The organism is Dokdonia sp. Dokd-P16, from assembly GCF_003095655.1.
Taxonomy (GTDB): domain Bacteria; phylum Bacteroidota; class Bacteroidia; order Flavobacteriales; family Flavobacteriaceae; genus Dokdonia.
Map to the genome: position 1 here is coordinate 3,080,843 of NZ_CP029151.1, position 26,956 is coordinate 3,107,798.

At 36.1% G+C, this 26,956-nt stretch carries 24 protein-coding genes; 13 read left to right on the plus strand and 11 right to left on the minus strand.

Going from position 1 to position 26,956, the window contains the following annotated elements; genetic code table 11:
* Positions 1–25 precede the first annotated feature (25 nt).
* Positions 26–562: an RNA polymerase sigma factor gene (locus tag DCS32_RS13675; protein WP_108878788.1), complete on the minus strand. Its 537-nt coding sequence runs from the start codon at positions 560–562 to the stop codon at positions 26–28.
* A gap of 345 nt (positions 563–907) precedes the next feature.
* Positions 908–1,774: an RNA polymerase sigma factor RpoD/SigA gene (locus tag DCS32_RS13680; protein ID WP_013752207.1), complete on the minus strand. Its 867-nt coding sequence runs from the start codon at positions 1,772–1,774 to the stop codon at positions 908–910.
* Between the two features lie 239 nt (positions 1,775–2,013).
* Between DCS32_RS13680 and DCS32_RS13685 the strand changes: the two genes are divergently transcribed.
* Both DCS32_RS13685 and DCS32_RS13690 read left to right on the plus strand, forming a co-directional pair.
* Complete coding sequence (locus tag DCS32_RS13685) at positions 2,014–2,466, plus strand: Dabb family protein (RefSeq protein ID WP_108878789.1); 453 nt, start codon at positions 2,014–2,016, stop codon at positions 2,464–2,466.
* An 84-nt stretch (positions 2,467–2,550) separates the two neighbouring features.
* Positions 2,551–4,302, plus strand: a complete 1,752-nt coding sequence (locus DCS32_RS13690) for an ABC transporter ATP-binding protein (protein WP_108878790.1) — start codon at positions 2,551–2,553, stop codon at positions 4,300–4,302.
* 78 nt (positions 4,303–4,380) lie between these two features.
* Here DCS32_RS13690 and DCS32_RS13695 read toward each other — a convergent pair whose 3' ends face one another.
* Positions 4,381–4,758 (minus strand): DUF2237 family protein, encoded by a 378-nt coding sequence (locus DCS32_RS13695; RefSeq protein ID WP_108878791.1) that lies wholly within the window; start codon positions 4,756–4,758, stop codon positions 4,381–4,383.
* 134 nt (positions 4,759–4,892) lie between these two features.
* Between DCS32_RS13695 and DCS32_RS13700 the strand changes: the two genes are divergently transcribed.
* Complete coding sequence (locus DCS32_RS13700) at positions 4,893–5,255, plus strand: DoxX family protein (protein ID WP_108878792.1); 363 nt, start codon at positions 4,893–4,895, stop codon at positions 5,253–5,255.
* On the opposite strand, the gene DCS32_RS13705 is transcribed toward DCS32_RS13700, so the two are convergent.
* Positions 5,248–5,598 carry a DoxX family protein gene (locus DCS32_RS13705; protein ID WP_108878793.1) on the minus strand — a complete coding sequence of 117 codons (351 nt, stop codon included), beginning with the start codon at positions 5,596–5,598 and terminating at the stop codon, positions 5,248–5,250. The two genes, DCS32_RS13700 and DCS32_RS13705, sit on opposite strands and share 8 nt — an antisense overlap.
* Positions 5,599–5,685: 87 nt before the next feature.
* A complete protein-coding gene (locus DCS32_RS13710) occupies positions 5,686–6,009 on the minus strand; it encodes a hypothetical protein (protein WP_108878794.1) in 324 nt (107 codons plus the stop codon).
* A gap of 309 nt (positions 6,010–6,318) precedes the next feature.
* On the opposite strand from DCS32_RS13710, the gene DCS32_RS13715 reads away from it, so the two are divergent.
* Complete coding sequence (locus tag DCS32_RS13715; protein ID WP_013752200.1) at positions 6,319–6,765, plus strand: cold-shock protein; 447 nt, start codon at positions 6,319–6,321, stop codon at positions 6,763–6,765.
* Here the strand turns inward: DCS32_RS13715 and DCS32_RS13720 are convergent.
* The 5 genes from DCS32_RS13720 to DCS32_RS13740 all read right to left on the minus strand — a co-directional run bounded on the left by DCS32_RS13720 (position 6,762) and on the right by DCS32_RS13740 (position 10,473).
* Positions 6,762–7,337, minus strand: a complete 576-nt coding sequence (locus tag DCS32_RS13720) for a pseudouridine synthase (protein WP_108878795.1) — start codon at positions 7,335–7,337, stop codon at positions 6,762–6,764. The genes DCS32_RS13715 and DCS32_RS13720 overlap by 4 nt on opposite strands.
* Positions 7,338–7,398: 61 nt before the next feature.
* A complete protein-coding gene (rlmF, locus tag DCS32_RS13725) occupies positions 7,399–8,283 on the minus strand; it encodes a 23S rRNA (adenine(1618)-N(6))-methyltransferase RlmF (RefSeq protein ID WP_317047373.1) in 885 nt (294 codons plus the stop codon).
* 124 nt (positions 8,284–8,407) lie between these two features.
* A complete protein-coding gene (locus DCS32_RS13730) occupies positions 8,408–8,692 on the minus strand; it encodes an acetyltransferase (RefSeq protein WP_108878796.1) in 285 nt (94 codons plus the stop codon).
* Positions 8,693–8,694: 2 nt separating this feature from the next.
* Positions 8,695–10,095, minus strand: a complete 1,401-nt coding sequence (locus DCS32_RS13735; protein ID WP_108878797.1) for an exonuclease domain-containing protein — start codon at positions 10,093–10,095, stop codon at positions 8,695–8,697.
* Positions 10,096–10,203: 108 nt separating this feature from the next.
* Positions 10,204–10,473, minus strand: coding sequence for an EF-hand domain-containing protein (locus tag DCS32_RS13740; RefSeq protein WP_108878798.1), 270 nt, complete (start codon positions 10,471–10,473; stop codon positions 10,204–10,206).
* Positions 10,474–10,682: 209 nt separating this feature from the next.
* Between DCS32_RS13740 and DCS32_RS13745 the strand changes: the two genes are divergently transcribed.
* From DCS32_RS13745 to DCS32_RS13785, 9 genes are all read left to right on the plus strand, one after another.
* Positions 10,683–11,792, plus strand: a complete 1,110-nt coding sequence (locus DCS32_RS13745) for an alkene reductase (protein WP_108878799.1) — start codon at positions 10,683–10,685, stop codon at positions 11,790–11,792.
* 29 nt (positions 11,793–11,821) lie between these two features.
* On the plus strand, positions 11,822–12,778 hold the full coding sequence (locus DCS32_RS13750; protein WP_108878800.1) for a YihY/virulence factor BrkB family protein: 957 nt from the start codon (positions 11,822–11,824) through the stop codon (positions 12,776–12,778).
* Between the two features lie 49 nt (positions 12,779–12,827).
* Positions 12,828–13,871 (plus strand): NAD(P)-dependent alcohol dehydrogenase, encoded by a 1,044-nt coding sequence (locus DCS32_RS13755; RefSeq protein WP_108878801.1) that lies wholly within the window; start codon positions 12,828–12,830, stop codon positions 13,869–13,871.
* Positions 13,872–14,018: 147 nt separating this feature from the next.
* Entirely contained in the window at positions 14,019–14,642 is a 624-nt protein-coding gene (locus DCS32_RS13760) for a fasciclin domain-containing protein (RefSeq protein ID WP_108878802.1), read from the plus strand.
* Positions 14,643–14,855: 213 nt separating this feature from the next.
* The gene (locus tag DCS32_RS13765; protein WP_108878803.1) at positions 14,856–19,895 is read left to right on the plus strand and encodes a translocation/assembly module TamB; all 5,040 of its coding nucleotides are present in this window, start codon (positions 14,856–14,858) and stop codon (positions 19,893–19,895) included.
* Positions 19,896–19,898: 3 nt separating this feature from the next.
* Positions 19,899–22,169, plus strand: coding sequence for a BamA/TamA family outer membrane protein (locus DCS32_RS13770; RefSeq protein ID WP_108878804.1), 2,271 nt, complete (start codon positions 19,899–19,901; stop codon positions 22,167–22,169).
* Positions 22,170–22,306: 137 nt separating this feature from the next.
* Complete coding sequence (locus DCS32_RS13775; protein ID WP_108878805.1) at positions 22,307–23,560, plus strand: NAD(P)/FAD-dependent oxidoreductase; 1,254 nt, start codon at positions 22,307–22,309, stop codon at positions 23,558–23,560.
* Positions 23,561–24,168: 608 nt separating this feature from the next.
* Positions 24,169–25,656 (plus strand): malate dehydrogenase (quinone), encoded by a 1,488-nt coding sequence (mqo, locus tag DCS32_RS13780; protein ID WP_108878806.1) that lies wholly within the window; start codon positions 24,169–24,171, stop codon positions 25,654–25,656.
* Entirely contained in the window at positions 25,657–26,157 is a 501-nt protein-coding gene (locus DCS32_RS13785) for a peptide-methionine (S)-S-oxide reductase (RefSeq protein ID WP_108878807.1), read from the plus strand.
* On the opposite strand, the gene DCS32_RS13790 is transcribed toward DCS32_RS13785, so the two are convergent.
* The gene (locus DCS32_RS13790) at positions 26,154–26,909 is read right to left on the minus strand and encodes an acyl-CoA desaturase (protein ID WP_108878808.1); all 756 of its coding nucleotides are present in this window, start codon (positions 26,907–26,909) and stop codon (positions 26,154–26,156) included. The two genes, DCS32_RS13785 and DCS32_RS13790, sit on opposite strands and share 4 nt — an antisense overlap.
* Positions 26,910–26,956: the final 47 nt, after the last annotated feature.

Here is a 26,956-nt window from a genome sequence, read left to right on the forward strand (position 1 = left end):
TAAGACTCTTAAAAAATCAAAAGGTTTAATCAGCTTGTAATATGGCGGTTACTTTTTTTGTTGCGATATGGTAAGAGCTTTTGAGAGCTCCTACAGAAGTGCCGAGTATTTCACTCATATCTTCATATTTCATATCTTGATGGTATTTCATCTGGAAGACTAGCTGTTGTTTTTCTGGTAATTGCGCTATTGCCTTTTCTAATGCTAGTTGTATGTCGTCTCCATTAAAATAGACATCACTCTCTAGGTTCTCAACGATGCGCGTTTGAAGCTCTTCATTTGAAATTTGTAAATGTCGAGCACGTTTCTTTAAAAACGTTAGCGATTCATTAGTAGCAATTCTGTATAACCAAGTATAGAGTTTGCTATCTTCTTTGAAGTTTTTAATACTCTTATATACTTTAATAAAGACGTTCTGCAGTACATCATCTGCATCTTCATGATTTTTTACAATGCCTCGTATATGCCAATACAGCGGCTTTTGATATTTATCAATTAATATAGCAAATGATCCATTATTGTAATCTTGCTGTAATGCGAGTATGAGGTCTTGCTCTTCTATGAGATATGTTTTTAACTAACTATAGGACTTCTAATGTACTCAAAGGTTTAATCCAGATATCAACCTGTAGTCTGAATTGGCAGATATTAACATGTATCTAATATTAATATCGATAAAATGCATTTAATCACGATAAAATACACAAATAGCTTGTAGGATTGAATTAAGGGTTTTATATTTGAATCATCATTAAAAGATGGTCAATTAGAATCCCCAAATTCATAAGTTGATTTTACAATAGTTTTTAGTGTCTAGGCCCCAAAGCTAGCATTAATATCTAACCTACTTAACCTAAAAAAGCCCGTAAAAACGGGCTTTTTTTATGTTGTATTGTAAAATTGGAGATTATCCTAAATACTTCATTAAGATTTTACTTTTAGAAGTGTGACGCAATCTCTTGATAGCTTTCTCTCTAATCTGGCGTACACGCTCACGGCTTAGATCAAAAATATCTCCTATCTCTTGAAGTGTCATTGCTGGTTGATTACCAAGACCATAGTTCAAACGTACAACCTCTGCTTCTTTCTCTGTAAGTGTATCAAGTGCTCTGTTAATCTCAATACTTAAAGACTCTTGCATAAGCTCTCTATCTGGACGAGGTGACTCGCTAGAACTTAAAACGTCATATAAGTTGTTATCATTTTCACCTTCGGCGAAAGGAGCATCCATACTTAAACTACGACTTACGTTTTTAAGTGAGATTTTTACTTTTTCCTCAGATATGTCAAGATACTTTGCAATTTCTCCAGAGGTAGGCTTACGCTCGTGTACCTGCTGTAAGTAAACCATTGCTTTGTTAATCTTACTTATCTCACCAATTTTATTGAGAGGAAGACGTACCGTACGTGCATGCTCTGCAATAGCTTGTAAGATAGATTGTCTAATCCACCATACTGCATATGAGATAAACTTGAAACCTCTAGTTTCATCAAAACGTTTTGCTGCTTTTACAAGCCCAACGTTTCCTTCATTAATTAAATCAGAAAGGGATAAACCTTGATTTTGATATTGTTTTGCTACAGATATTACAAAACGAAGATTTGCTCTTGTAAGAGCGTCTAGTGCTCTCTCATCTCCTTTTTGAATACGTTGTGCTAACTCAACCTCTTCTTCGGCAGTAATTAAATCAATCTTGCTCACATCCTGAAGATAGTTATTCAGGGATTTCGTCTCTCTATTAGTAACCTGCTTGGTGATTTTGAGTTGTCTCATGTATTGTCTATGTATTAAGTGAGTATTACCCCATTATAACCTAATTGATTCATAAATGCAAGTATTTAACTAAAACTGTTAAAAAACATGCGATAAGCCCAGTAAAACTGAAATTTGCAAAAATTACGTTATGATAATTTTAAGATATGATAGCGTTATAATAATGGATATATTCTATTATTAAGTATATATAACGTACAAAGGTAAGATTTGTTACATTTAACTCATAATTAAAGGACATGAAAATATCATTACAACTCATTATTCTTATCATTTCCAGCATTTTCATTACTTCTTGTAATCAAAGAGAATCTGCTGCGAGTACTACTGCGATCAAGAGTGATGTCATTATCTCAACAGATAGCGAGACTGTTTTTAATGAAAACTATGCACATGTCGTTTACTTTTGGTTCAAAGATCCTACTAACGAAGAGGATAAGAAACTTTTTGAAAAGTCCCTGCGCACTTTCTTGGATAGTTCGCTATATGCCAAAACACATTTTATAGGCACACCGCCCATCGCAACAAGGGAAGTTGTAGATGACAGCTTTACTTATAATCTAGTGTTGAGTTTTGCATCAGCAGAGGATCAGCAGGCTTATCAAGATGAGGATGCACACAAGACATTTATTGAAGAATGCGCTCATCTTTGGGAAAAGGTAATAGTGTATGATGCCACGAGCATAAGATAATTATTCCTTAGTAACAACTTTCAAATAAAACGACGGTGGTGAGTTACGCTTTCGCGAAAGCGCAATTATAACTAGTTTTGTGTTATGTCAAAAGAACAGAATACGAAGGGTAAAGTAACTATAACATCTGCATTTAAAACCATTATCTGGCCACGTAGAAAGCTAGTATTTATTGGACTCATTCTTATCGTAATAGGTCGTCTGTCGAGTCTCGTGTTGCCATGGAAATCAAAAGCTTTACTAGATGACATTATCCCTAATAAGGACATGGCTGCACTATACGATTTATTGTGGCTCGTAGGGGTTGCGCTTCTTATACAAGCCATTACATCATTTTTACTTACACGTATATTGAGTGTACAAGCACAGTATCTTATCTCAGAGCTTAGAGCTCAGGTACAGAAAAAAGTATTGTCATTACCTATTAGTTTTTTTGATAACACAAAATCCGGAGCGCTTGTATCACGCATCATGAGTGATGTAGAAGGTGTGCGTAATCTTATAGGTACAGGATTAGTACAGCTGGTGGGAGGAACTATAACCGCCTTTATATCACTAGTTCTATTAATACGTATTAATGCGTTAATGACGTTGTTTGTGTTTTTACCAGTAGCCATTTTTGGATATGTTGCCTTACGTGCTTTCAAGTATATCCGTCCTATTTTTAGAAATAGAGGTAAAATAAACGCCGAAGTAAAAGGAAGGCTTACCGAGACACTATCTGGTGTGCGAGTTATAAAAGGATTTGGCGCAGAAGAACAGGAAAATAAATCCTTTGAAGAAGGTGTTGATAGATTGTTTCAAAACGTCAAAAAAAGCCTTACTGCTACAGCGATGATGTCTAGTAGTTCTACATTTTTACTTGGCCTAGCATCTGTTGGAATCATGGGTATAGGTGGTTATTTTATGATACAAGGAGAGATGACTACGGGAGAGTTTCTGTTTTTTACACTCTTGCTAGGTTTTATGATTGCGCCTATCGTACAAATGAGTAATATAGGGAGCCAACTTACAGAAGCATTAGCAGGATTAGACCGTACTGAGGAGTTAATGAATATGACGCCTGAGGATGAAATAGGGAAGCGTGATATAGAGCTAGAAAATTTTAAAGGAGATATAAAATTTGAAAATGTATCCTTCTCTTATGAAAAAGGAAAAGAAGTGATACATAATATTTCATTTGAGGCAAAAGCAGGAACTACGGTAGCACTTGTAGGTAGTTCTGGTTCTGGAAAATCAACTATTGCGGGATTATCTGCAACATTTTTAAATCCTCAACAAGGAGTGGTTTCTGTAGATGGTCAAGATTTATCAAGAGTAAAACTACCTAGTTTTAGAAAGCATTTAGGAGTTGTATTACAAGATGAATTTTTATTTGAGGGAACTATAAGAGACAATATAATGTTCCCTAGACCAGATGCCTCAGAAGAGCGATTACAAGAAGCGGTAAAGGCTGGTTATGTAAATGAGTTTACAGATCGTTTTGAAGACGGACTTGATACACTTATAGGTGAGCGAGGTGTAAAACTATCTGGTGGGCAGCGACAGCGTATTGCGATTGCTAGAGCAATACTTGCTGCTCCTAAGGTGATTATACTGGATGAGGCAACCTCAAATCTAGACACCGAAAGCGAAGCGCTTATTCAAAAGTCCTTATCACAACTTGTAAAGGATAGAACTACTATTGTCATTGCTCACAGACTGAGTACTATAAAAAAGGCTGATCAAATCTTAGTGATAGAAGATGGCCGCATCGCAGAACAGGGAACTCACGATGAACTTATAGATAAAGAAGGAAGATATTTTGATTTATATACGTATCAAGCTAAGATTTAATGATTTTTAAATAGCTCGTAATTAAACGATTCGCTATAATATGTTTACAGTCTAAATGCTATTAAAAACTACTTGTTCTTAATCGTAGGCATATTTTTCAAGCATATCAATGGTAGTGTACTCCAGTGCTTTTTGATCTGTGGCAGCCAGCTTTACCAGTGGTGCAACCCCAGCTTTTTCTGCTTCTAGCCATCTCAAAATGCACAAACACCACCCATCACCAGGTTTAAGCCCCGGAAAATTCCATTGAGGAATAGGAGTAGAGAGGTCATTTCCTTTTAACTTTGTATAAGCAAGGAACTCTTCTGTCATAATAGCACACACTACATGCGTTCCATTATCTATGCTCGCCGTCCTGCAGTATCCATCTCTAAAATATCCTGTCATAGGATCACTACAACAACCTATCAAGGATGAACCTAATATATTTAATACGTGTGTACTATTGTCATTCATGATTTTACTTATGTTTTGTTAAGTAAAGGTTTTAAATCTTAATCTAATGATAAATTTTAACACAGAAACTAATATTTTAAGTAAAATTCACTCAATACATATCTTAAAATCTTAATTTTAAATAAAAAAAACACATGGAATATTTATCGATTGTTTTAAAATGTATCGTTGGCTTAAGCATTCTCAATGTATGGCTATTACGTAAAGGACAATCTTCACCTTGGAGAGGAGGAAATGCAAATTCCTTGAAAGAAGAATTTGCTCATTATGGATTATCAGAAACAGCAATGAAAGCAGTAGGAACCATTAAGTGTTTACTTGCTGTAGGGCTTATAGTTTCTATTTTTGTACCAGTTTTAGAATTTTATAGTGCTTTAGGTATTGCGGTGATGATGGTAGGAGCAATTGCAATGCACTTGAAAGTAGGGGATGCCTTGAAAAAGTCTTTTCCTGCATTTCTGTTTTTAGCACTTTCAGTATTGATTGTTCTTATCTAAGGAAAATCAGATAATAAGCTAGATAAGCATTGAGCACAAAGAATACAAAGGATGGTAAAGCGGCTATAAAGGTATCTTTTATCTTAAGGCGAACACCCCATCCTAATAACATTAGTAGTGAAATCCCCATCAAGGCTGCAATTTGTAACGGCTTGTAGAAGTATCCTATTAAGACTCCTAGTCCACCAATAATTTGTGCGACACCAGTAATTTTTCGTTGTAGTTTAGATAGTCCAAAACGCTCAAATTCGGCGGTCATAAAGTTGGAAGACAAACAACTCACACCGTAATAAAGGAATGAAAAGCCTATTAACCCTATAAGTACTGTATGTGCTATTGTCATTTAATAAAGTTATACTAATTGTAAAGTTAACTTCCATATAAATAAAAAGCGACCGTTTGGTCGCTTTTTATCATTTATTGTAAATGGTTACTTTATATACTGATCACTTTGCTCTTCAAGATTCTCTTTTGATTCTCCACCTTGACTGTATAACATGTTTTCCTCGTCTTTAATTCGGTTTGTAGTCTTCTTACTAGCCGCACTACGTCCCGGAACATCTAGGTCTTTTCCAGAAAAATCAACTTTTTCTACTCTGTTTGTTAATGCTACATCATCTCCACCATCTTGACGAATATTATTTTCAATATCTTGTCCTAACACTTTAAGGTCTTCACTCGTAATATCAGAGTTGTATGATGTATCCTTTTGATCTTCCTTTAACTTGTTGTTGGTATTTGCTTGTGCTTTCATATCTTTTGTTTTTTATAAAGTTAAGGAGATATCATAGTAATAAAATGAGCTTTAACCCATTGATAAGAAAAGGATAACAAATGGTGTTAAATACAAGTCATAGTGGGTTGTGTACATAATTACGCTTTCGCGAAAGCTAAAAAATCACATTATTTTTTGTATCTTTACAAATATTCACGAATACCTTATCAAAAGGTAGGTTACACAGTTCAAAAATCTTTTACAGACTTAATAGTATTTTAAACTGCGTAAACGTGAGCGTTACGAGATATTCTTGTAACGACTTCATTTAATACGAGAAAAGAGTTAATGGCTAGACCACAAGAAACCTTTGGTAAAAAAGAACGAGAAAAGAAAAGGCTTAAGAAAGCCGAAGACAAGCGCAAGAAAAAAGCAGCGCGAAAAGAAAGCGGAGAGAAAGCAAACGAGTTTGTATACGTAAACCACTTAGGACAATTAGTAGATACTCCACCAGATCCAGCTTTAAAGGAAGAGGTAGATGTAGAGGATATTGTTTTAGGGATTCCTAAGAAAGTTGAAGGCGATGAGCCAGATCCAATTAGAACAGGTTTTGTAGAATTCTTTGACTCTTCAAAAGGTTTTGGATTTATCAAAGATGCCGATACTCCAGAAAAGTACTTTGTACACATTTCTGAAGTGCGCGATGGTGAACTTAAAGAAGGCAATAAAGTGTCTTACGAAATAGAAAGAGGACAAAAAGGAATGAACGCAGTACGCGTGAGTAAAGTTGCTTAAAGTAACTCCTTTACCTCAATAACTTGTCTAGGCTCCAGACCCATTAGGGTTTGTGAGCCTATTCTTATTCTTACAAGTCTCAGTGTAGGGAAACCTACAGCACTCGTCATCTTACGTACTTGTCTAAATTTTCCTTCTGTAATAGTAACAGCTATCCACGGTGTAGGCCCATGACGAGCATCTCTTATTTTTTTAGAACGTTCCGGAAGTTTAGGAGCTTCTGTAAGTCTTCTCACTTTGCATGACTTTGTTAGGTATTTCTTGCCATCAAAACCAATCTCAACTCCAGCGGCCATTTGGTCAATGGCGTCGTCAGTAATCATACCATCTACTTGCACATAGTACTCTTTTTCAATACCTGATCGATTGATAGTATCAGACAGTTTACCATCTGTTGTCATGAGTAGTAACCCCTCAGATTTCTCGTCAAGACGGCCTATAGCCATTGTACCCTCAGGAAAATCATGTAGCTCGCTCAAAAACTTCTTCTTTCTGGCCTGTCGCTCATCATTACTAAGCAGCTGACTAATAAAACCATAAGGTTTGAATAATTTGAAGTGAGTATGGCTCATATCTAATTAAAAGAAGAGTAAAATAAATAAAGTTGATTATTAAAATGAGTGATGTTTTGTACTACTCTTTAAATCTCCAAGCTAGAAATCTTGATTTCTTATTACCCTGAGACATATCTACCGTTCTATGCTCTGCATTAAGCTTCTCAAGTTGCTTTTTGATTTTAGGAAGGTGCTCACTTTTTGAAACTAACGTTGTAAACCAATCCACTTGTGATTTAAAGTTTACACTTTCCTTTACCATGCGCTTAATAAATAGTGCTTCTCCACCATTACACCAAAGCTCATTAGATTGTCCTGCAAAGTTACGTTCAACTTCTTTGAGTTTAAGCCCTTTTGATTTCTCCTTAGTTGCTTTAAAAGCATCCTTCTCAGAACTGTAAAAAGGAGGGTTACACATTGTAAAATCGTAATGCTCCCCAGGTAAAATCGCTCCTGTAAAAATATTAGCACGATCTTGTTGATAGGTAGCTGTTAAGAATCCCTTGAGGTGTGTGTTTTTTTCTAATATAGCATTTGCATTTCTAATAGCCTTTGCATCGATATCAACTCCTTTCATTTTCCAATTAAAAACAGAACCTGCTAGCAGTGGGTATACAAAGTTTGCACCAGTTCCTATATCAAGTCCGTGCGCGTCTTCTTTGCCCATAAAATCATTGAGATAGTGCAGATAATCTACGCGTCCTGGGATTGCTGGACACAAATATCCTTCAGGGATTTCATACCAGTTTAGAGAATAATCGCTTAATAAAATAGCACGATTGAGTTCTAAAACCGCTTTAGGATTTGTAAAATCTATTGTTTGAATTCCTCGGTCTGTTTCTAGAACATAAGGAGCAAGCTCTTTATTTGCTTTTCTAAGCTGTTTAAAAAGATAAGGACCTATATTTTTATTATTTGGATGCATAGCTGGATAATTAGTAACGCCCTGATAATATGTTATCACGGCAGTTTTTTAGTCACCTTATATCAAATTAGTATATAAAGTGATTAACGGTGCAAAATTACCAATTATACTTTCCTTAGTAAGAGAAGCAAGCCTTTTTCTTTAGATAGGAAAAAGTATCTGTTTACACTAATTTTCCTCTATATGCTAGTGAAATCATATTATGTGATAAAAGTAAGTTCTTGTCCTTCACATAAGATGAGAGATAAGATATGACTAGTTTTCTTTGATCTGTAGTAAGATGCTTGTATGCTGGCTTAGCAATCTGAGTATCCCACTTTGTACCTATAACATTATCTAGCGCAATACGTAGATAGCAGTGATTTAGAAAATTAAGATCAGGATAATGACTTACTAATAGTTCAGGTAGTTCAAGGTAATAAGTTTTAAAATCTAAGGCTGTGTCCATAATTAAGCAGAAATAGCAAGTGATACAATAAGCGGATTTTTATGTCTACGTAAATAACTTCTCAATATAATGTCTGTATGATACGTACTTTTTTTAGGTAATAAATGTGAGGCTACTTCATCAAAATGACTCACTTGCTCTGTCTCAGGTACAAAGCCAAAACCTTTATAAACGCCTTTATCTATGTATATAAAGGCTGTTTCATCATCTGTACGACCATCTTCTTTTATAATATAACTCTCATTTTCTGCATCAAAGGATTGTAACGCTTCACGAACGCGTAGATTATAATCAGTTACAGATTCGTTATCACTACAGATACCTTTACAATTTTTTAAACTATAATGTGAGCACTCATTAAAGGTTGCCTGTAAACCGCAAAAACGTGGGCATAACTCATACATCTCACAAAGCTCCATGAGTCGCTCTGTAGCTTTGGCTCTAGTAAATACTTTTTGAGTTGCTGTATGTCTATATTTTGTCTTGGCTACCGCGAGTTGTATGATACCTTTTCTATTCTCATACGATATAATAGAGTAGGTGCTTGTGGGTATTTTTTGAGCTCTATTGAACTTTGGGAAATATTGCTGGATATATTCAGATTCTAGTAATAATGCGCAAAGCTCATTTCCAGTAACTTCATAATCTATTTGATAGGTTTCTTGACCTAGTAAATATTCTTTGTTCTTCTTATCGTAAAAATGGGAGAGGACTCTCTTTTTAATATTAATAGCTTTACCTACGTAAATCACTTTACCTGCACGATCTTTAAATAAGTAAATGCCAGCAGTTTCAGGTAACTCTTGTATAATGCGTGACGGCAAGTGCGGTGGTAGTGTAGCTTCTTTAGAGCGCACGTTGAGAAAGGAGCTCATAACTTTACTATGCTCATCAAGGGTGAGTAATCGTTTAAAAAGAATTACAGTAGCATCTGTATCCCCTTCGGCTCTGTGGCGATTATTAAGAGGAATTCCTATAGAGGCACAAAGATTACCTAAAGAATAACAGAAGAGACTAGGTATAAGCTTTCGCGAAAGCCTCACCGTACACAGTTTTTTTCTAGTAAATGAATGACCGAGTCGCTTAAACTCGCTACGCAACACGTTAAAATCAAAAGTGACGTTATGTGCTACAAATATGGCTCCTGAGGATATCTCAATAATTCGATCTGCGATTTCATTAAACAATGGTGCATCTGCCACCATAGCGTCATCTATACCCGTAAGATTAGTAATAAATGGCGGAATGTATTGTTCAGGATTTACTAGTGAAGTAAATTTATCTACTACTTCACCATCTTTGAGGCGTACCGCACATATTTCTGTTATGCGATTGCCATTAATTCCTTTTCCCGTAGTTTCTACGTCTATAACACAATGATATGTAGGCTCTGTCTCATTCATAAATGAGTTACAAAGTTACTCTTTATTTTGAAATATTAGGAATAATTCCTAAAAAATGGAAAATATTATGAATGCTATTTAGAAAAAGTGAATCCTATTGGTAAGATATTAGTGTTTGATTTCGTCAAGTGCCTTTTTAAACTCTTCCCAGCTCACGCTATCATTACCATCCTTACTGTATCCGTCTATCAAGGCAGAGGCAACTATAGACCTTATAAAACCACTTATCTCTGCTTTTTTCAAAAGTTCTTTGATTTCATCTTTTGATAAAGTACCATTGCCATCTTCGTCAAAAAAAGCAAAAGCCTGCTCTGGACTGTCAAACTCTTGAGTAATTAAGATTTGAAGTTTTTTGAGAATCATGTCTTTAGTAGCCATACATTTTTTCTTTTCTAATGAAGTGAGTACGATTTTGACTCGTTTTGAGATATAAAAGTACAACTTCACTTACTTGCATCAAAAAGATTGTTGGTTATCAATTTAATTTTTCACGAAAGTGAAAACCTTATGATAATAAAAACATTGTTTTAACAACGCATTAACCGCGATGAGCGAAAGCATGGACTAATTTTGTAAAAAAAAATTGCATGGAAAATTATAAAGAACTTTTAAGCCCATTAAACACTGAGCATTTTAAATTAAAAAATAAGGTGGTAATGGCGCCTCTTACAAGGTCAAGATCTACTGCGGGGCACATCCCGACAGATATAATGATTCAATATTATGGTGAGCGTGCCGGTGCAGGACTTATTATAACAGAAGGAACGTCGCCATCACTTAATGGTGTGGGATATCCTCGTATCCCAGGTATTTATAGCCGTGAGCAAGTAAAGGCATGGACGCCAGTAGCAACTGCTGTACACAAAAATGGTGGAAAGATATTTATGCAACTTATGCACTCTGGTCGTATATCCCATCCAGATAACATGTCTGATGATGCAGTAGTATTTGCGCCGTCTGCAATTAGACCAGAAGAAACTAAGATGTATGTAGATGGAAAAGGTGAGTTACCTATTCCAGAACCTACAGCGATGAGCGTTGAAGATATAGAACATACCATTGAAGAGTATGTTACGGCAGCAAAAAATGCTATTGAAGCTGGTTTTGACGGAGTAGAAGTTCATAGTGCAAATGGTTATCTTCTTGATCAGTTTTTAAATACTGGAACAAATAAGAGAGATGATAATTACGGTGGTTCTGTAGAAAATAGATGTCGCTTTACACTTGAGGTTACACAGCGAGTTGTTGCAGCATTAGGTAAAGAAAGGGTAGGAATACGTCTATCTCCTAATGGGGCAATGAATGATTTAGGACCTTTTGATAGCCAGAAAGAGACATTTGATTACCTATCTGCAAAATTAGAAGAGATTGCACCAGTTTATATCCACCTCGTTAACCATGAATCAATGGGAGCACCTGGATTACCAGCAGATATTAAGAAAAATATACGTGACCGTTTTAGTGGTTTACTTATTCTTAGTGGTGGGTATGATGCTGCCAAAGCAAATCAAGATCTGATTGATAAGAAAGGAGATTTAGTCGCTTTTGGACGTAATTTTATAGCAAACCCAGATTTAGTAAAACGTTTTAAAGAAAATGCTTCTCTCAATGATCCTAATCCGGATACTTTTTACACTCCTGGAAAAGAAGGTTACATTGATTACCCAACGCTCGAAGAGCAAAAAGATAACGCATAACATTTAAACCCTTGCAAAAGGGTTTTTTTATGGAAGAAACAGATAATTATATGACAGCAGACCAAGGTAGGCGTTCTTTTAAAATTAAGGATGTGCCTCGCCTTATGGTTGATACTTATAAAAAGTGGATGGCATCAGACCCATTCAAGTTAAGTGCTATCGTTGCCTATTATGCCATCTTATCATTGCCTGCACTTGTTGTTATTATTTTAAATATTGTAGGTGCAGTCTGGGGTAGAGATATCGTTCAAGGTGAGTTACTCGCCGAAATTACTAAAGTATTAGGACAGGAAACTGCCGAATCTATACGACTCATGATGGTAGATCGAGGAGATGAAGAAACAGGTTTCTTTACGGCTACTGTGGGTATATTAGTATTATTATACGGTGCAACGGGTGTGTTTTTTCAACTACAGCAGGCGCTAGACACCATATGGGGAGTTAATCTCAATGAGCAAGAAGGTATTTTTAATATTATAAAAAGTAGGGCAAAGGGCTTCGGGTTTATTTTAATTATAGGATTTTTACTTCTTATCAGTTTTATAGCCACGTCATTACTTAGTGCATTTTCAAATAGACTTGCAGAATTTTTACCAGCTTCTTTAATAGAATTTATATTTATAATTGATATAGCGATCTCGCTTATAGTTATTTACACGCTATTTGCAGCACTGTTTAAGTTTTTACCTAGTGTTTATGTGCGTTGGAAAGCAGTACGAGTAGGCGCCGGTCTTACAACCATATTATTTATTTTAGGAGAAGTTGCTATGGCATACTACTTCAATACTATGGAGCCTGGTTCTACTTATGGAGCAGCAGGGTCTATAATCCTCATCATGCTCTGGGTTTCTTATAGCAGCTTAATTTTATTTTTTGGAGCAAATTTTACTAGAGTATATGCAGACGCATATTATAATGAAGCGCACCAATTAAAAACAGGAATAGGTTTCAGAAGATTTCAACATTTTAAAAAAAAAGAAGAATAGTTACGCTTTCGCGAAAACTACCAATTAACAATAAACTAAATAACCAAATATGACAGAAGTAAAAGCGTATGGCGCTCAAGATAAAGAAGCCGATTTAAAAGAAATGACTATAAAACGTCGTGATACACTACCTACAGATGTAAAAATCAAAATTACATATTGTGGTGTTTGTCACAGTGATATACATACCGTAAGAAGTGATTGGGGACCAGCGATGTATCCTGTAGTTCCAGGTCATGAAATTGTAGGAGAAGTAGTAGAAGTAGGATCTGACGTAACTGGATTTAAAAAAGGAGACGTTGTAGGAGTAGGATGCTTAGTAGACTCTTGTCAAGAATGTTCATCATGTAAAAGTGATCTTGAGCAATTCTGTAAAGAAGGTGCTACGTGGACTTACAATAGTAAAGATAAGCATACCGACGGCCATACCTTTGGTGGGTATTCTCAAGAAGTAACTGTGGATCAAAACTTCGTACTTAACATACCAAGTAACTTAGATATTAAAGCCGTAGCACCATTATTATGTGCAGGTATTACAACATTCTCACCGTTGCACCATTGGGGTATCAAGGAAGGAATGAAAGTAGGAATTGTAGGTCTAGGTGGACTTGGTCATATGGGAATTAAGTTTTCTCATGCAATGGGAGCAGAGACAGTAATGATCACTACTTCAAAAGGAAAGGCAGATGACGCAAAACGCCTAGGCGCAGATAGCGTGCTGATCTCTAAGGATGAAGATGCGATGAAAGAGCAACATGGAACTTTTGATTTTATATTAAACACAGTTCCTGTAAGTCACGACATCAATCCATATTTAGCCTTACTTGGCGTAGATGGAACTATGTGTATGGTAGGAGCGATAGAACCTTTACCAGATGTACATGGTGGAAATCTTATTATGGGACGTAAAAGTGTTGCAGGTTCTCTTATAGGAGGAATTAAAGAGACTCAAGAAATGTTAGATTTCTGTGGTAAGCACAATATTGTAAGTGATATCGAAATGATTGATATGAAAAACATTAATGAAGCTTATGAGCGTGTACAGAATAACGACGTAAAATATCGATTTGTAATTGATATGGCTACATTATAATTGTGAGAACATTTATTAAAAAGTTGTAAAAAGCGAGCTATAATGGCTCGCTTTTTATGTTTTTAACGTCTTGTGATTCATTTTTAACGATTACTTAGCGGACATTCTTTTGTGTCCTTGTGATATTTGTAAAAAAAAATATTTACTATGTTTTTAGACAAAACGATACTGTTAGGAGGGTGCATTGCTGCATTCGTTACGCTATCATCTTGTGATAATAAACAGCGAGGTCAACAAATACGCGAGGAAGCGCAACGCGAGATTGTGCAGAAGAAATTATCAGAAAAAGCCTTAAAGGAACAGATAATCAGAGAAGATAATAAGGTGCATGGCCTAGTTTCTAAAATTAACGATACTGAGGAGCTTTCTGAATTTGAATTACAAATTAAGGAACTAGAATTAGATGAATGTTTAGTAAACCAAGGATCTTTTACCATATTTGCCCCAAATAACAAGGCGTTTGATAATAAAAACTTAAGTGTCTTAGATAAGAAATCTAGCGATTATAATAAGGTTGAGGCAAAAAAAGCACTTAAGTACCACGTAATTCAAAATAAGTGGACAGCAGAAAAACTAGAATCAGAAATCGTAAAAAGTGGCGGTTCATTAGAGTTGACTACTCAAAATGGAGCTAGCATCCATGCGACATTAGACAAAACAAACATCATTCTCAATGATGAAAGTGGCCATACTGCTAGAATACTATCTGCAGATATGAGTGCTTCAAACGGCTCTTTATATATTATAGATAGCGTTTTAATGGCTGACTAACTTTTTAAATGTTCCCTTTTGTGAGGAAAGCTAAATAACTCCTATGGAAGTTCGTATATGTTCTTATTACGCTTTCGCGAAAGCGTGACCTATTACAATGTTAAAATTTTAATAGTAGGTTGATACTATTTAACAGAAGATTACGTCGTCAAATTATGTTAAAAACGATTATCGGCGTTAATTTGTTAACGCTTATCAAATCCTCTATTTTCATTGTCTGAAGAACAACAGTCTATCCAAAAAAAGCCTAAGAGAAAATATCGATGGCTCCGCATTATTGGTCGAATCTTATTGACCATACTTCTCATATTATTTTTACTTGTTCTATTTATACGCACTGAGTGGGGGCAGAATATCATAGTTTCTAAAGCAGTTACCTATTTATCTGAAAAGACAAATACTAAAGTTGAACTAGATAGGGTGTTTGTCACCTTTGACGGCGATATAGCAGTAGAGGGGCTTTATATTGAAGACAAGCAAGGTGATACACTTGTTTATAGTAGATCACTAGAGGCAAACATCCCATTTATTCCTATAATACAGGGTTCTGGAATAGGAATCGAGGATGCACAATGGGAAGGAGTTCGAGCAAACATCATAAGAAATGATAGTATCTCTGGATTTAACTTTGACTTTATTGCAGAAGCATTTGCTAGCTCTTCAACTGCAGAGATAGATACCACTGCGACAAAGCCGCTTGATATAATTATAGGAGATATTTCCTTAAAAGATTTTGACATCACTTATAACGATGGTGTGACAGGAATTACCAGTAGTTACGTTTTTGATGTACTAGAAGTAGAGATGGATGTAGTAGACCTCGAAGCAATGAAATTTACAGCTACTAGCGGGTTGATAACAAATGGACGCTTTGATATTTACCAAGTCCCTGTACCTTCAGATCCGAATGCAGAAGAAATTCCGTTGCCATTTCTAGCTTTCGAAGAGTTAACACTTAACAACGTTAGCGGTAATTATACAGGCACAGAAGCAGGAATTGATTTTGACTTCGATTTCAAAGAATTATATACAGAAATCCCAAAAGCAGATTTTAATACGTTTACCATTGATGTAAATACAATCAATATTGCAGATAGCAAATTGGGTATTCATATGACAACTATCGCATCTCCAACAAATAATGAGGCGGTAGCTAGTTCCATTTTTCCAGCTTATAATATTCAAATAAACGAAGCGCTAATAAAAAATACAGATGTTGATTATACAGTAGATGGTGCAACTCCTTCTAAAGGGATATTTAATCCCAATGCTGTTATTCTTGAAGATATCGCCTTTGACGCAAAAAATACATTTTTAAAAGATTTTAAAGCGGGTAGTACTATCGCTCATCTTTCAGGATATGAATTTAGTGGTATTGACTTAAAATCTCTAGCAACTAATTTCCTTGTGTCAGAGCAAAATCTGACTATAGATAATTTGAAGCTTCAGTTAAATAATAGTGCTATAGATGGCAATATATCAATGAATTATCCTTCATTTGAATCACTAACATCACAACCTGAAAAGGTAACTCTTAATGTTTCAATACCAAGCGTTAAATTTAATGTTAAGGATGCTTATCGATTCCAGAAAGACTTATCAAACAATCAATATGCAGGCGCATTAAGCAAGCAATTAATAACTGGATCTGTAAATGCATCAGGATCGTTGGCTTCACTTGATGTTCCATCATTACGTATGAATTGGGGTAAAGAATCAGCGATTTCGGCAAGTGGTTCTCTTAGTAATCTAAACGATGTAGATAAGTTCCACATGAACTTACCAAAGATACAAGCACAAACCACCAAGCGGGATATTTCTAAGTTTGTAAGTACAGATTCACTTTCAATTAATTTACCTGAGAAGTTTAAACTAGTTGGTAATGCAAAAGGTAGTATAGAAGATATAACTGCAAAGGCAGCATTGACTACAAACCAAGGTACAGCAACCATAGTTGGTAGATTTAAAAATGGTAACAACATTGCATTTGAAGCAGATGTAGCTGTGCAGGAATATGCGATGGGAGAATTATTGGGCAATGACCAATTAGGAGCACTCACATTATCGGTTAAAACTAGTGGATCTGGAAGCACCGTAAATACACTTGATGCTAGTCTAGATGCTACCGTAAATAGTTTTCAATATAATAAATATGCTATTAAGGATCTTAACTTTAAAGGTCAAGTCACAAATGGCAAAGGAGCATTTAATTCTACTTATAAAGATGAAAATCTTAATATGACTTTAGATGGTTTAGTAGTGTTAGACTCTATAGCTCCTGAAGCGTCTATAGATCTGGACATAAAAGGAGCAGACCTGCAAGCACTTGGCCTCATGCAAAGAGATGTGCGCACAGGTTTTAAACTAAAAGGAAATTTTAAAGGCAATGCAACAAGCTACGATGTAGCAGCCATAATGGATGATGGTATTGTCGTTTATGATGATCGCTCATATCTTATAGGTAACTTAGGTGGTACTGCGAGGGTTCGTCCAGATAGTACTTCTGTTACTTTTGATAACAAGATCATAAATCTTGATTTAAAATCAAATGCAGATCCAGCGCGTATAGCTACAGCACTTCAGGATCATATTTACAGCTATTTTTATAGAGATGTAGCTGTTGCAGATACTCTCGTAAATCCTGTAAATCTTATTCTTAAAGGAAAAATCAGACAGTCTCCTTTACTTAATGAAGTGTTTTTAGTAAACATGAAAGATCTTGATACGGTATCCATAGATTTAGACTTTGCACAAGCGAAACGTGTCTTAAATGCTTCTATTAAAGCACCACATATTAATTATGGAGGTAACGAGATTGATAGTCTTGCTTTTGTAATGAATACAAATAAGGATGACTTTAATTTCAATCTAGGCTTTAAAGGAATTAAAGCTGGACCACTTGCTATTCAACGTACAGAGATAAGCGGTAATCAAACAAATAACGAGCTAGCTTTAGACTTTCTTGCTTATGCTGGAGGGGATAAACTTATACAAGTCCAATCAGAAATTACAGGAAGTAGAGAGAATCTCCGTTTCCATGTATTGAGAGATAGTTTGATTTTTAATAAAAAGCAATGGGGAATACCTGTTACTAACGAGGTCATCATCACTGATAAAAAATTGTCTTTTAGAGATTTTCGCTTAAAGCGAAAATTACAATCGGTGGAGATTACGGATAAGTTGCCTACCATTGAGAAAGATCATATTGCAATAGACTTTAGGAATTTTAAGATTAGCGAATTCTTAGCTTACTTAAATCCAAATGAGCAACTAGCCACAGGAAATCTTAATGGTGATTTGGTATTGGAGGAGCCATTTGGAGATTTAGGTTTCTTGGCAGATCTATATGTAGAAAAGCTAGGTTTGTTAGGAGAAAATTTAGGTACAGCAGAGCTTACTGGCAGGTCACTCAATGGAGACCGTTATGATTTTAACTTGGGCGTTCAGGGCGGAAGTGTTGATCTTGATTTGACTGGTGATTATGTTGCAGATGTAGATGGTGCATTGATTAACATGGATCTCGATATTAACGAGATTAAAATGGAAGCTATAGATGGTTTTTCTCTTGGAGAGCTTAAAGATGGTTCAGGAAGTCTAGAAGGTAATTTCAAATTAAATGGAGCACTATCAAGTTTAGAATATCAAGGGTTTTTAAGATTTAAGAATGCAGGGTTTGTAGTGTCAAAGCTCAATGCTCCTTTTTCTTTAAAGAACGAAACAATCTCCTTAGATAACGACGGAATCTCGATGTCTGATTTTACAGTACTAGATGAGAAACAAAACACACTTGTAGTTTCTGGGCTCATTGGTACGGAGAGTTTTATTAATCCAACATTTGATTTAACAATCAACGCAAAAGATTTTCAGGCATTGAATGCTAAGCCAGAAGATAATGACTTTATTTACGGCACGGCTGTTTTTGATGCAAAAGCTAGTATTAAAGGAGATTTACAAATTCCAATAGTCACACTTGATGCAACCGTGGGTGGTGCTACAGATGTTACTTATGTGATGCCTACAGCTGCGGCTAATATAGAATCTAGTGACGGAATTGTTGTTTTTGTAAATCGTGAAAACCCAGATGCTATACTTACAAGAACAGAAGAGGAAACTGGAACAATTACAGGTTTTGATTTTAAAGGACTTTTTAAGGTAAATAAAGAAGCGCAAGTAACCGTACTCATTGATAAAGAAACGGGCGATAACCTTAGAATACAAGGAGAGGGCGATTTTAACTTCACATTGCAACCTAATGGTAGAATGACACTTACGGGTGTGTACGATGTAACTGGCGGTCAGTATGAAATGAATCTATACAATTTAGTCAACCGCACATTTAAATTAGATCCCGGTAGTAGAGTAAGCTGGTCTGGTGATCCATTTGATGCAAAACTGGATGTACGTGCGGTATATGAAGTGCAGGCTTCTGCATCACCTTTAATGGCAAGCGCAAATGCGGGAGCAGATCCCGCTCAGGCTAGCAAGTACAGACAGCAGCTACCATTCTTAGTGTATTTAAATATAGATGGCGAATTGCTGAGTCCAAAAATTAATTTTGCTCTTGATTTACCAGAAGATGAACAAGGTGCCATAGGTGGTCAAGTGTATAGTCGTGTGCAGCAAGTAAACCAACAAGAAGGAGAGCTTAATCGTCAAGTATTCTCATTACTGGTGTTAAATAGATTTTATCCAGATTCTAATTCTGATGGAAGTCGCGGTGGCTTCGCAAGTATTGCTAGAGATAACTTGAATGATGCTCTATCTGATCAGCTCAACATTTTTTCAGATAAGCTTTTGGGTAAAACAGGATTCCAACTTGACTTCGGATTAGATAGTTTTACAGATTATCAAGGAACCACACCACAAGAGCGTACCCAGCTAGATATTGCAGCACAGCGTAAGTTTTTTAAAGATAAACTTACAGTGCGCGTAGGTAGTAGTGTAGACGTAGCGGGACAGAGTGCTTCTGGCGAGAGTAATCCGCTTATAGGTAATGTGAGTCTTGAATATGAGCTTACCGAGGATGGTCAATACCGTCTTAAAGGTTTTCGTCGTAGTGAGTTTGAAAATGTAATTGATGGACAAACAATCGTAAGTGGTATTTCTCTTATATTCCAACAAGAGTTCAATAAATTTAGTCAGCTGTGGGATGCTATTTTAAGAAAGAAACAACAGCAGCTTGTAGAAGAGGAAAAAGCTAAGAAAGAAGCGACTCCACCTAAGGAAACTATTGAAAACAATAAAAATAACTAGCACGTGCAATACCGATTATCTACATATTTTTCAGCTCTAGTTTTGATCGCTTTGTGTGCATCTTGTAGTGTTGAAAAGTACATTCCAGAGGGAGAACGCTTATATACTGGCGCCGAAATTATCATAACCCCAGATAGCACCATCACAAATCAAAGTTCGCTACAGACGGAGCTTGAGGGCGTCTTGCGACCTACACCTAATTCTAAAATTTTAGGAGGTTATCCGAATCTAAGTGTTTATTACAAAGCACAACGCGAAAAACCAGGGGTAATGAATAAATGGCTCAATAAAAAGATAGGAGAGGAGCCTGTATATCAATCTGATGTAGAAGAATTTGAAGTAGAATCCTTACTACGTAACAGACTAGAAAACCGAGGATTCTTTTATAGTAGGGTGAGTTCACGCTTTCGCGAAAGCGAGACAAAAAAAAGAGCATCTATTACTTACAACCTCAAAGTACCTACGCCATATCGCATGGAGACGTATCAATTAGATACCTTGTCACCGCCTATTTATAGAGAGATGATAAGTACAGTTGCTTCTTCACCGCTTGAAAAAGGCATGAGATATGACTTGTCTAATCTCAAACTTGAGCGCGATCGTATTGATTATCTTCTTAAAAGAAAAGGATATTACAACTTCAATCCTTCGTTTTTAATATTTGAGATTGATACCAATCAATACAGCAATAAGCGTTTTGATATGTTCTTAAAGATTAAGAAGGATGTGCCTAATAAGGTCATTGTTCCCTATAAAATAAGCAAGATTAATGTGTATCCTAATTATGCGCTTAAGGACTCACTGCATACAGATGTTGTTCGTTATGATAGTTTAAATTTTATCCAAGAAGAGCTTTATTTTAAACCTAAATACCTTGCGCCATTTGTACAACTTGAAGAAGGGCAATTGTATCATCCAGACGTATCCCGCAACACGGCGAGGCGTCTTTCTACGATAGGAGCTTACAAGTTTGTAAATATTCAATATAACGAGATTGATAGCTTGCGCACAGATAGTTTAGGTGTTCTTGAGGCTAATATTTACTTAACACCTTTAAATAAACGAGCCATAAGAGCAGAAGTGCAAGCAGTAACTAAGTCTAATAATTTTGCTGGACCTGGACTAGCACTAACCTATAGTAACAGAAATCTCTTTAATGGTGGGGAGATTCTTAATATTACAGGATCTGCAGGCTATGAAGTTCAACTAGGTGGAGGAGAGTCATTGAGTAGTATAGAACTTGGTCTGGCTAGCGAACTTGTATTTCCAAGAGTGATTTTTCCTTTTGACATCCCAGCAGATTTTTTTGAGTACAACATCCCTAAAACAGTGGCAGCACTAGGTGTAGATTATTTGAGCCGTTCTAGATTATACACATTATTGTCTGGTAATGCTGGATTTGGTTATGTGTGGGATGCAAATAAATATGTCACACACCGTATTAATCCTATTTCTGTGAGCTATACGAGACTCTCTAATACTACGACAGAGTTTGAAGATATACTCACTGCAAATCCCTTGTTAAGACAGAGTTTTGATCAACAATTTATTGCAGGGCTCAATTACAGTTTTACCTATAATGGGATGGTAGACACCCAAAAAACACATCAAATATTTTTCAATTCTAACTTTGAACTTGCAGGTAACGCCATTAGTTTGCTAGGAAAAGACAATCCAGATACACAGAACAAAACATTTATAGGACTAGAATATGCACAGTTTGCTAAGTTAGATGTAGATTTTAGGTATCATTTTAATATGGCAAATGAGCAAAAAATCGCAACGAGACTTTTTGCGGGATATGGGTACGCGTATGGCAACTCAGAGATATTACCGTTTGTAAAGCAATACTACTCTGGTGGTCCATATAGTGTGCGTGCCTTTAGAATACGCTCTTTGGGTCCTGGCACTTCTTCTGGAAATCAATCTAGCGGAAATTTCTTTGATCAAATAGGAAATATAAGGCTTGAAGCAAATGCTGAGTACCGTTTCCCGATTTTTAGTTATCTCAAAGGAGCCTTTTTTGTGGATGCTGGAAATATTTGGAATAGTACAGAAAATGAAGAACTTGAGGGTAAAGATAAGTTTACATCAGATTTTATCAATGAATTAGGAATAGGCGGTGGCTTTGGCCTTAGAGTAGACGTGCAGGGCTTTGTGATTCGTTTTGATCTCGCTGCTCCTTTTCATGACCCATCATTGCCTGAGGGCGAGCGATGGGATTTTAAATTTGATGAACCTATTTTTAACTTTGCTATTGGATATCCATTTTAACGTAAGTTCGCTTTCGCGAAAATGTGAAACAATTTCTTATTAGAATAAAATTACATCACAGCTAGCATATTTTTTATTGTCTAAGAATTATCAAGCCAACAGGCCAAACAATACATACTTACCCTTATTTTTGAGTTATGAATCAAACCAACCAGAAGATTTACATCATAGGCGCTGGAATAAGCGGCCTTGTTGCAGCTATTAACTTAGAAAAGAAAGGCTACGCACCTATAATTCTTGAAGCTACAGATCGCATAGGGGGACGTGTAAAAACAGATATTGTAAAAGGATACCAACTAGATCACGGTTTTCAGGTGTTACTTGAAAGCTACCCAAAAGCCAAAGAGTATCTCGATTACAAAAAGCTAGAGTTACAATCTTTTTTACCTGGAGCTACTATTTACAAAAATAGAAACTCGCAAACTATAGGAGACCCTACACGTAGTCTCAAAATGCTTGTCCCTACTATGAGTTCATCTATAGGTACACTGGGGGATAAGGTCAAAATTTTGAAACTTAATAAAAGTCTTAAGAAGAAATCGCTCGAGGATATTTTTAAAGAGGAAGAAAAGACTACCTTGAAGTATTTGCAAGACAAAGGCTTTAGTAAATCGATGATTACAGATTTCTTTAAGCCGTTCTTTAGTGGGATATTTTTAGAATCTTCACTAGAAACATCTAGCAGGATGTTTGAGTTCGTTTATAAAATGTTTGGTACTGGGATGGCAACATTGCCAAAAGCAGGTATTGGAGCGATACCAAAACAATTGCAAGAGCAGCTAGCTACTACTCAGATTAAACTAGACACCGCTGTAAAAGAAATCTCAGGCCAGACAATAACATTAGAAAATGGCGAGGTTTTAGAGAGTGATTATATCATCATTGCAACAGAGGCGAGTCACATAGTTCCTAACCTCAGAGGTCAGGAAACTCCATGGAAATCATGTGTAAACTTATACTTTGAAGCAGATGCCCCTAAAGACCGTAAGCCGCTCATAGGTCTTGTGGCAGATGAGAATACTAGAATAAACAACATATTCTATCACGACACGCTAGAAACTGTTACAACAGGTGCAAAAAGTTTATTATCTGTTACCGTGGTAGATGATAGCGATTTGAGCATAGAAGCGCTGAGCGCTATGGTATCATCTGAGCTTAGTACATATTGTGGTATTAAAGGAGCTACTTTTCTCAAATCTTATGAAATAAGAAAAGCATTACCTGAGCTTAACAATCTCCGTAACAATTGCGCGCCATCAGAAACGCAGCTTACCAATAACATTTTTCTTGCTGGAGATCATTTATTAAATGGATCATTAAATGCAGCAATGGTTTCTGGAGAAAGAGCAGTAGAAGGTGTAATTGAGAAAATAGAAGGACTTCTAAAGTAACTTCAGATACATAAATTAATACTTGAAAGAGGCGATGATTTTATAATCATCGCCTCTTTTTTGTGCCATACATTGTGGATATAGAGCTAGTAAGTTTCGGAAAATCATAAAGCAAAATGGAGAGCAAAGTGTACTTAATTTTTGAATCCTTCTACTCAATAAATAATACCTGTTTAAGACTTTTGTTTAGCAAATGAGTGCTAAACGAATCTTCAGTAATCATCCACTATAGACGTTATCTATATTACCTTATATATTAAAATAATATATTTTAAATCAATTAGTTGTGAGGTTTATATAAAGTAATAAATTAAGCATAGTTAATAATTATTTAAGATTGGTTTTTGGGATTTTAAGTTAATTTGTGATGATATGTGCATAGTGAAAAGAGTAATCACTTTGAGGATTTTGATTGCTGTATTGGCTTAATTTTTAGACAAGACTAAAAGTATAGGTTCATAATATATGTGAGATTTTTGTGTCGCCTTTTTAAGCTTTCGCGAAAGCGTATTTGTTATCATTTACAATCTTTACCGACTCATTCTTTTTCTTATGTTTTGCTCAAACTCAACGAGCTTATTAATATCTTTAGAGTGTAAAAATTTACTATGACTAGAGTTATCCCAAAACAACATTACGACCTCATTTGTGTAGGAGGAGGAATTATGAGTGCAAATCTGGCATTGCTAGCCAAGATGCTAAAACCAGAATTGAGCATCTTAATTTTAGAACGATTAGGAGATGTAGCTCAAGAAAGTTCGGCGGCATGGAATAATGCTGGAACGGGTCATTCTGCTCTTTGCGAACTCAACTATTGTCCAGAAGAAAGTGATGGGACTGTATCAATTGATAAAGCAATCAAAATTTGCGAACAGTTTGAAATCACAAAACAATTCTGGGCGCATCTTGTAGAAGAAGGTCTTATAGAGGATCCTCAGGCATTTTTAAAGCCTATCCCACATCACAGTTGGGTAACCGGAGAAAAGAACGCAGATTATCTAGAGAAGCGTTATGAGGCGTTTAAAGATCACTTTATGTTTGATACTATTGAGTTTACTCGTAATGTATCAAAAATGAAGGAGTGGTTCCCGCTTATCATGAGGGGGCGCACAGAGGATGAGGTGATGGCAGGGTCGCGTATAGACCGAGGGACAGAAGTAAACTTTGGCGTACTTACAAAGCGATTATATGAGATTCTCGAAACAGAATTTGATACTCCTGTGCATTTCCATAAAGAAGTTAAAGATCTCGATCCGCTTGAAAATGGGAATTGGACAGCAATTACAAATGATTTAAAAACAGGAACTAAGCAATCTATAGAAGCAGATCATATCTTTATAGGTGCTGGTGGTGGTGCTTTACTGCTGCTAGAAACTGTTGAGATAGAAGAGAAAGATGGTTTTGGTGGTTTTCCTGTTAGTGGAGAATGGCTTGTTTGTAAAAACAAAGATATTATAGATCAGCATTATGCAAAGGTGTACAGCAAGGCAGGCGAGGGCGCACCACCTATGAGCATGCCGCATCTAGATACTAGATATGTAGATGGAGAGCGACAATTAATGTTTGGTCCCTTTGCTGGTTTTAGTCCTAAGTTTTTAAAGGAAGGATCTAATTTTGACCTGCTTGATAGTGTTACTTTTAAAAATATACCTTCTATGCTCGGTGCTTTCTGGCACAATCTAGATTTGACTAAGTATTTGATAGGTCAGATCACCATGAATTTTGACGACCGCATGAAAGACTTACGCACTTTTATAAAGGATGCAAAGAATGAAGACTGGCGCATAGAAGTAGCTGGACAGCGAGTACAGACTATAAAACGTGATGAGTTTAAAGGCGGAAAACTTGAATTTGGTACTCAAATTGTAAGCGGTTCTGATGGGAAAATTACTTGTTTACTTGGTGCATCGCCAGGAGCATCTACAGCGCCTCGAATTATGCTAGACGTACTCGAGAAGGCATTTCCGGAGATTATGGAAACTGCTGAGGGCAAACAACGTTTGAGTGAGATTGTACCTAGCTATAAGCAGGAAATAACAAAAGAGCATTTTAACCGTGAGTTAAAACGAACGTCTGCTTTATTGAACCTAGACTAATTGCAAGATAAGGAAATACATAAAATAGGGCTTGGAGGTGGCTGTCACTGGTGCACAGAGGCGGTTTTCCAATCATTGCGTGGTGTTCTGACTGTAGAACAAGGATATATTGCTTCAGAGGGTATAAACGCTTCCTTTTCTGAGGCTGTTATTGTGCATTATGATAGGAACGTTATACCGTTGGAGGTCTTAATTGAAATTCACCTTCTTACACATAAGAGTACAAAGATGCACAGCATGCGAGATACATATCGATCTGCAGTGTATGTTTATAATGATGAGGATACCGCTTTCGCGAAAGCGGTATTAAATACCTTACAAAAAAGCAGCGAAGAGAGGATAATTACTGCCGTAATGCCTTTTAAAGACTTTGATCCTTCAAGAGAAGAGATTACAAATTATTATAAGAAAAACCCAAATAAACCCTTCTGTGAGCGTTACATATCACCTAAGCTGGGGGAACTTAAGAATACGTTTGCTCACAGAATGGTCGATTTTTAATGGTGTGAGTGCACATCTATCGTGATGGGTTTCATTTTTATCACTCCTGTACGGTGCAATACTTTCATAATTACATAAGTAACATCAATCTCATACCAGTGTATCCCTCCAAAGTTAGGCCTAGCCGCAAACTTATGGTGGTTGTTATGATATGCTTCTCCCATCATTAAGAAGTCAAAGCGGAATAAATTCTTAGAAGTGTCTTTAGTTTTGAAATTTGTATACCCTAGAATGTGACCAAACCAGTTGATAATCACTCCGTGTATAGGAGCCATTGCAAAGGCAACAGGTAATAATAACCACTGCCACCACGCTGTTGCAAATACGGCAAAGAAAGCGATATATAAACCTACCCAAAGTAAGCGCGATAAGCGCGAGCTAGCAAAATTGTCAAAACTCTTCCACTGTGGTACGTTTTTCTTAAACTTAGGGTCTACCTCAATACGATCGTTATTTATATCTTGATAAATAGTCTTAGTCTTCCACATCATTGCAAATAGATTTGCATCATAAGAAGGGGAGTGGGGATCTTTTTCTGTATCTGTATAAGCATGATGCATACGATGCATAATCCCATAACCATAAGCACTTAAGTAACTTGGTCCTTGAAAAAGCCAGGTTAATATAAATGTGATTTTTTCTGTGGTTTTAGACATTGTAAATGTCTGGTGAGCTGCATATCTATGTAGAAAGAATGACTGAAAAAATAACCCGCTATACCAGAGGATTACTATAAAGAATATTATAAGCATTTTTTTTTACAAAGGTACTTTCACAAATAATGCCACACAATGAACCT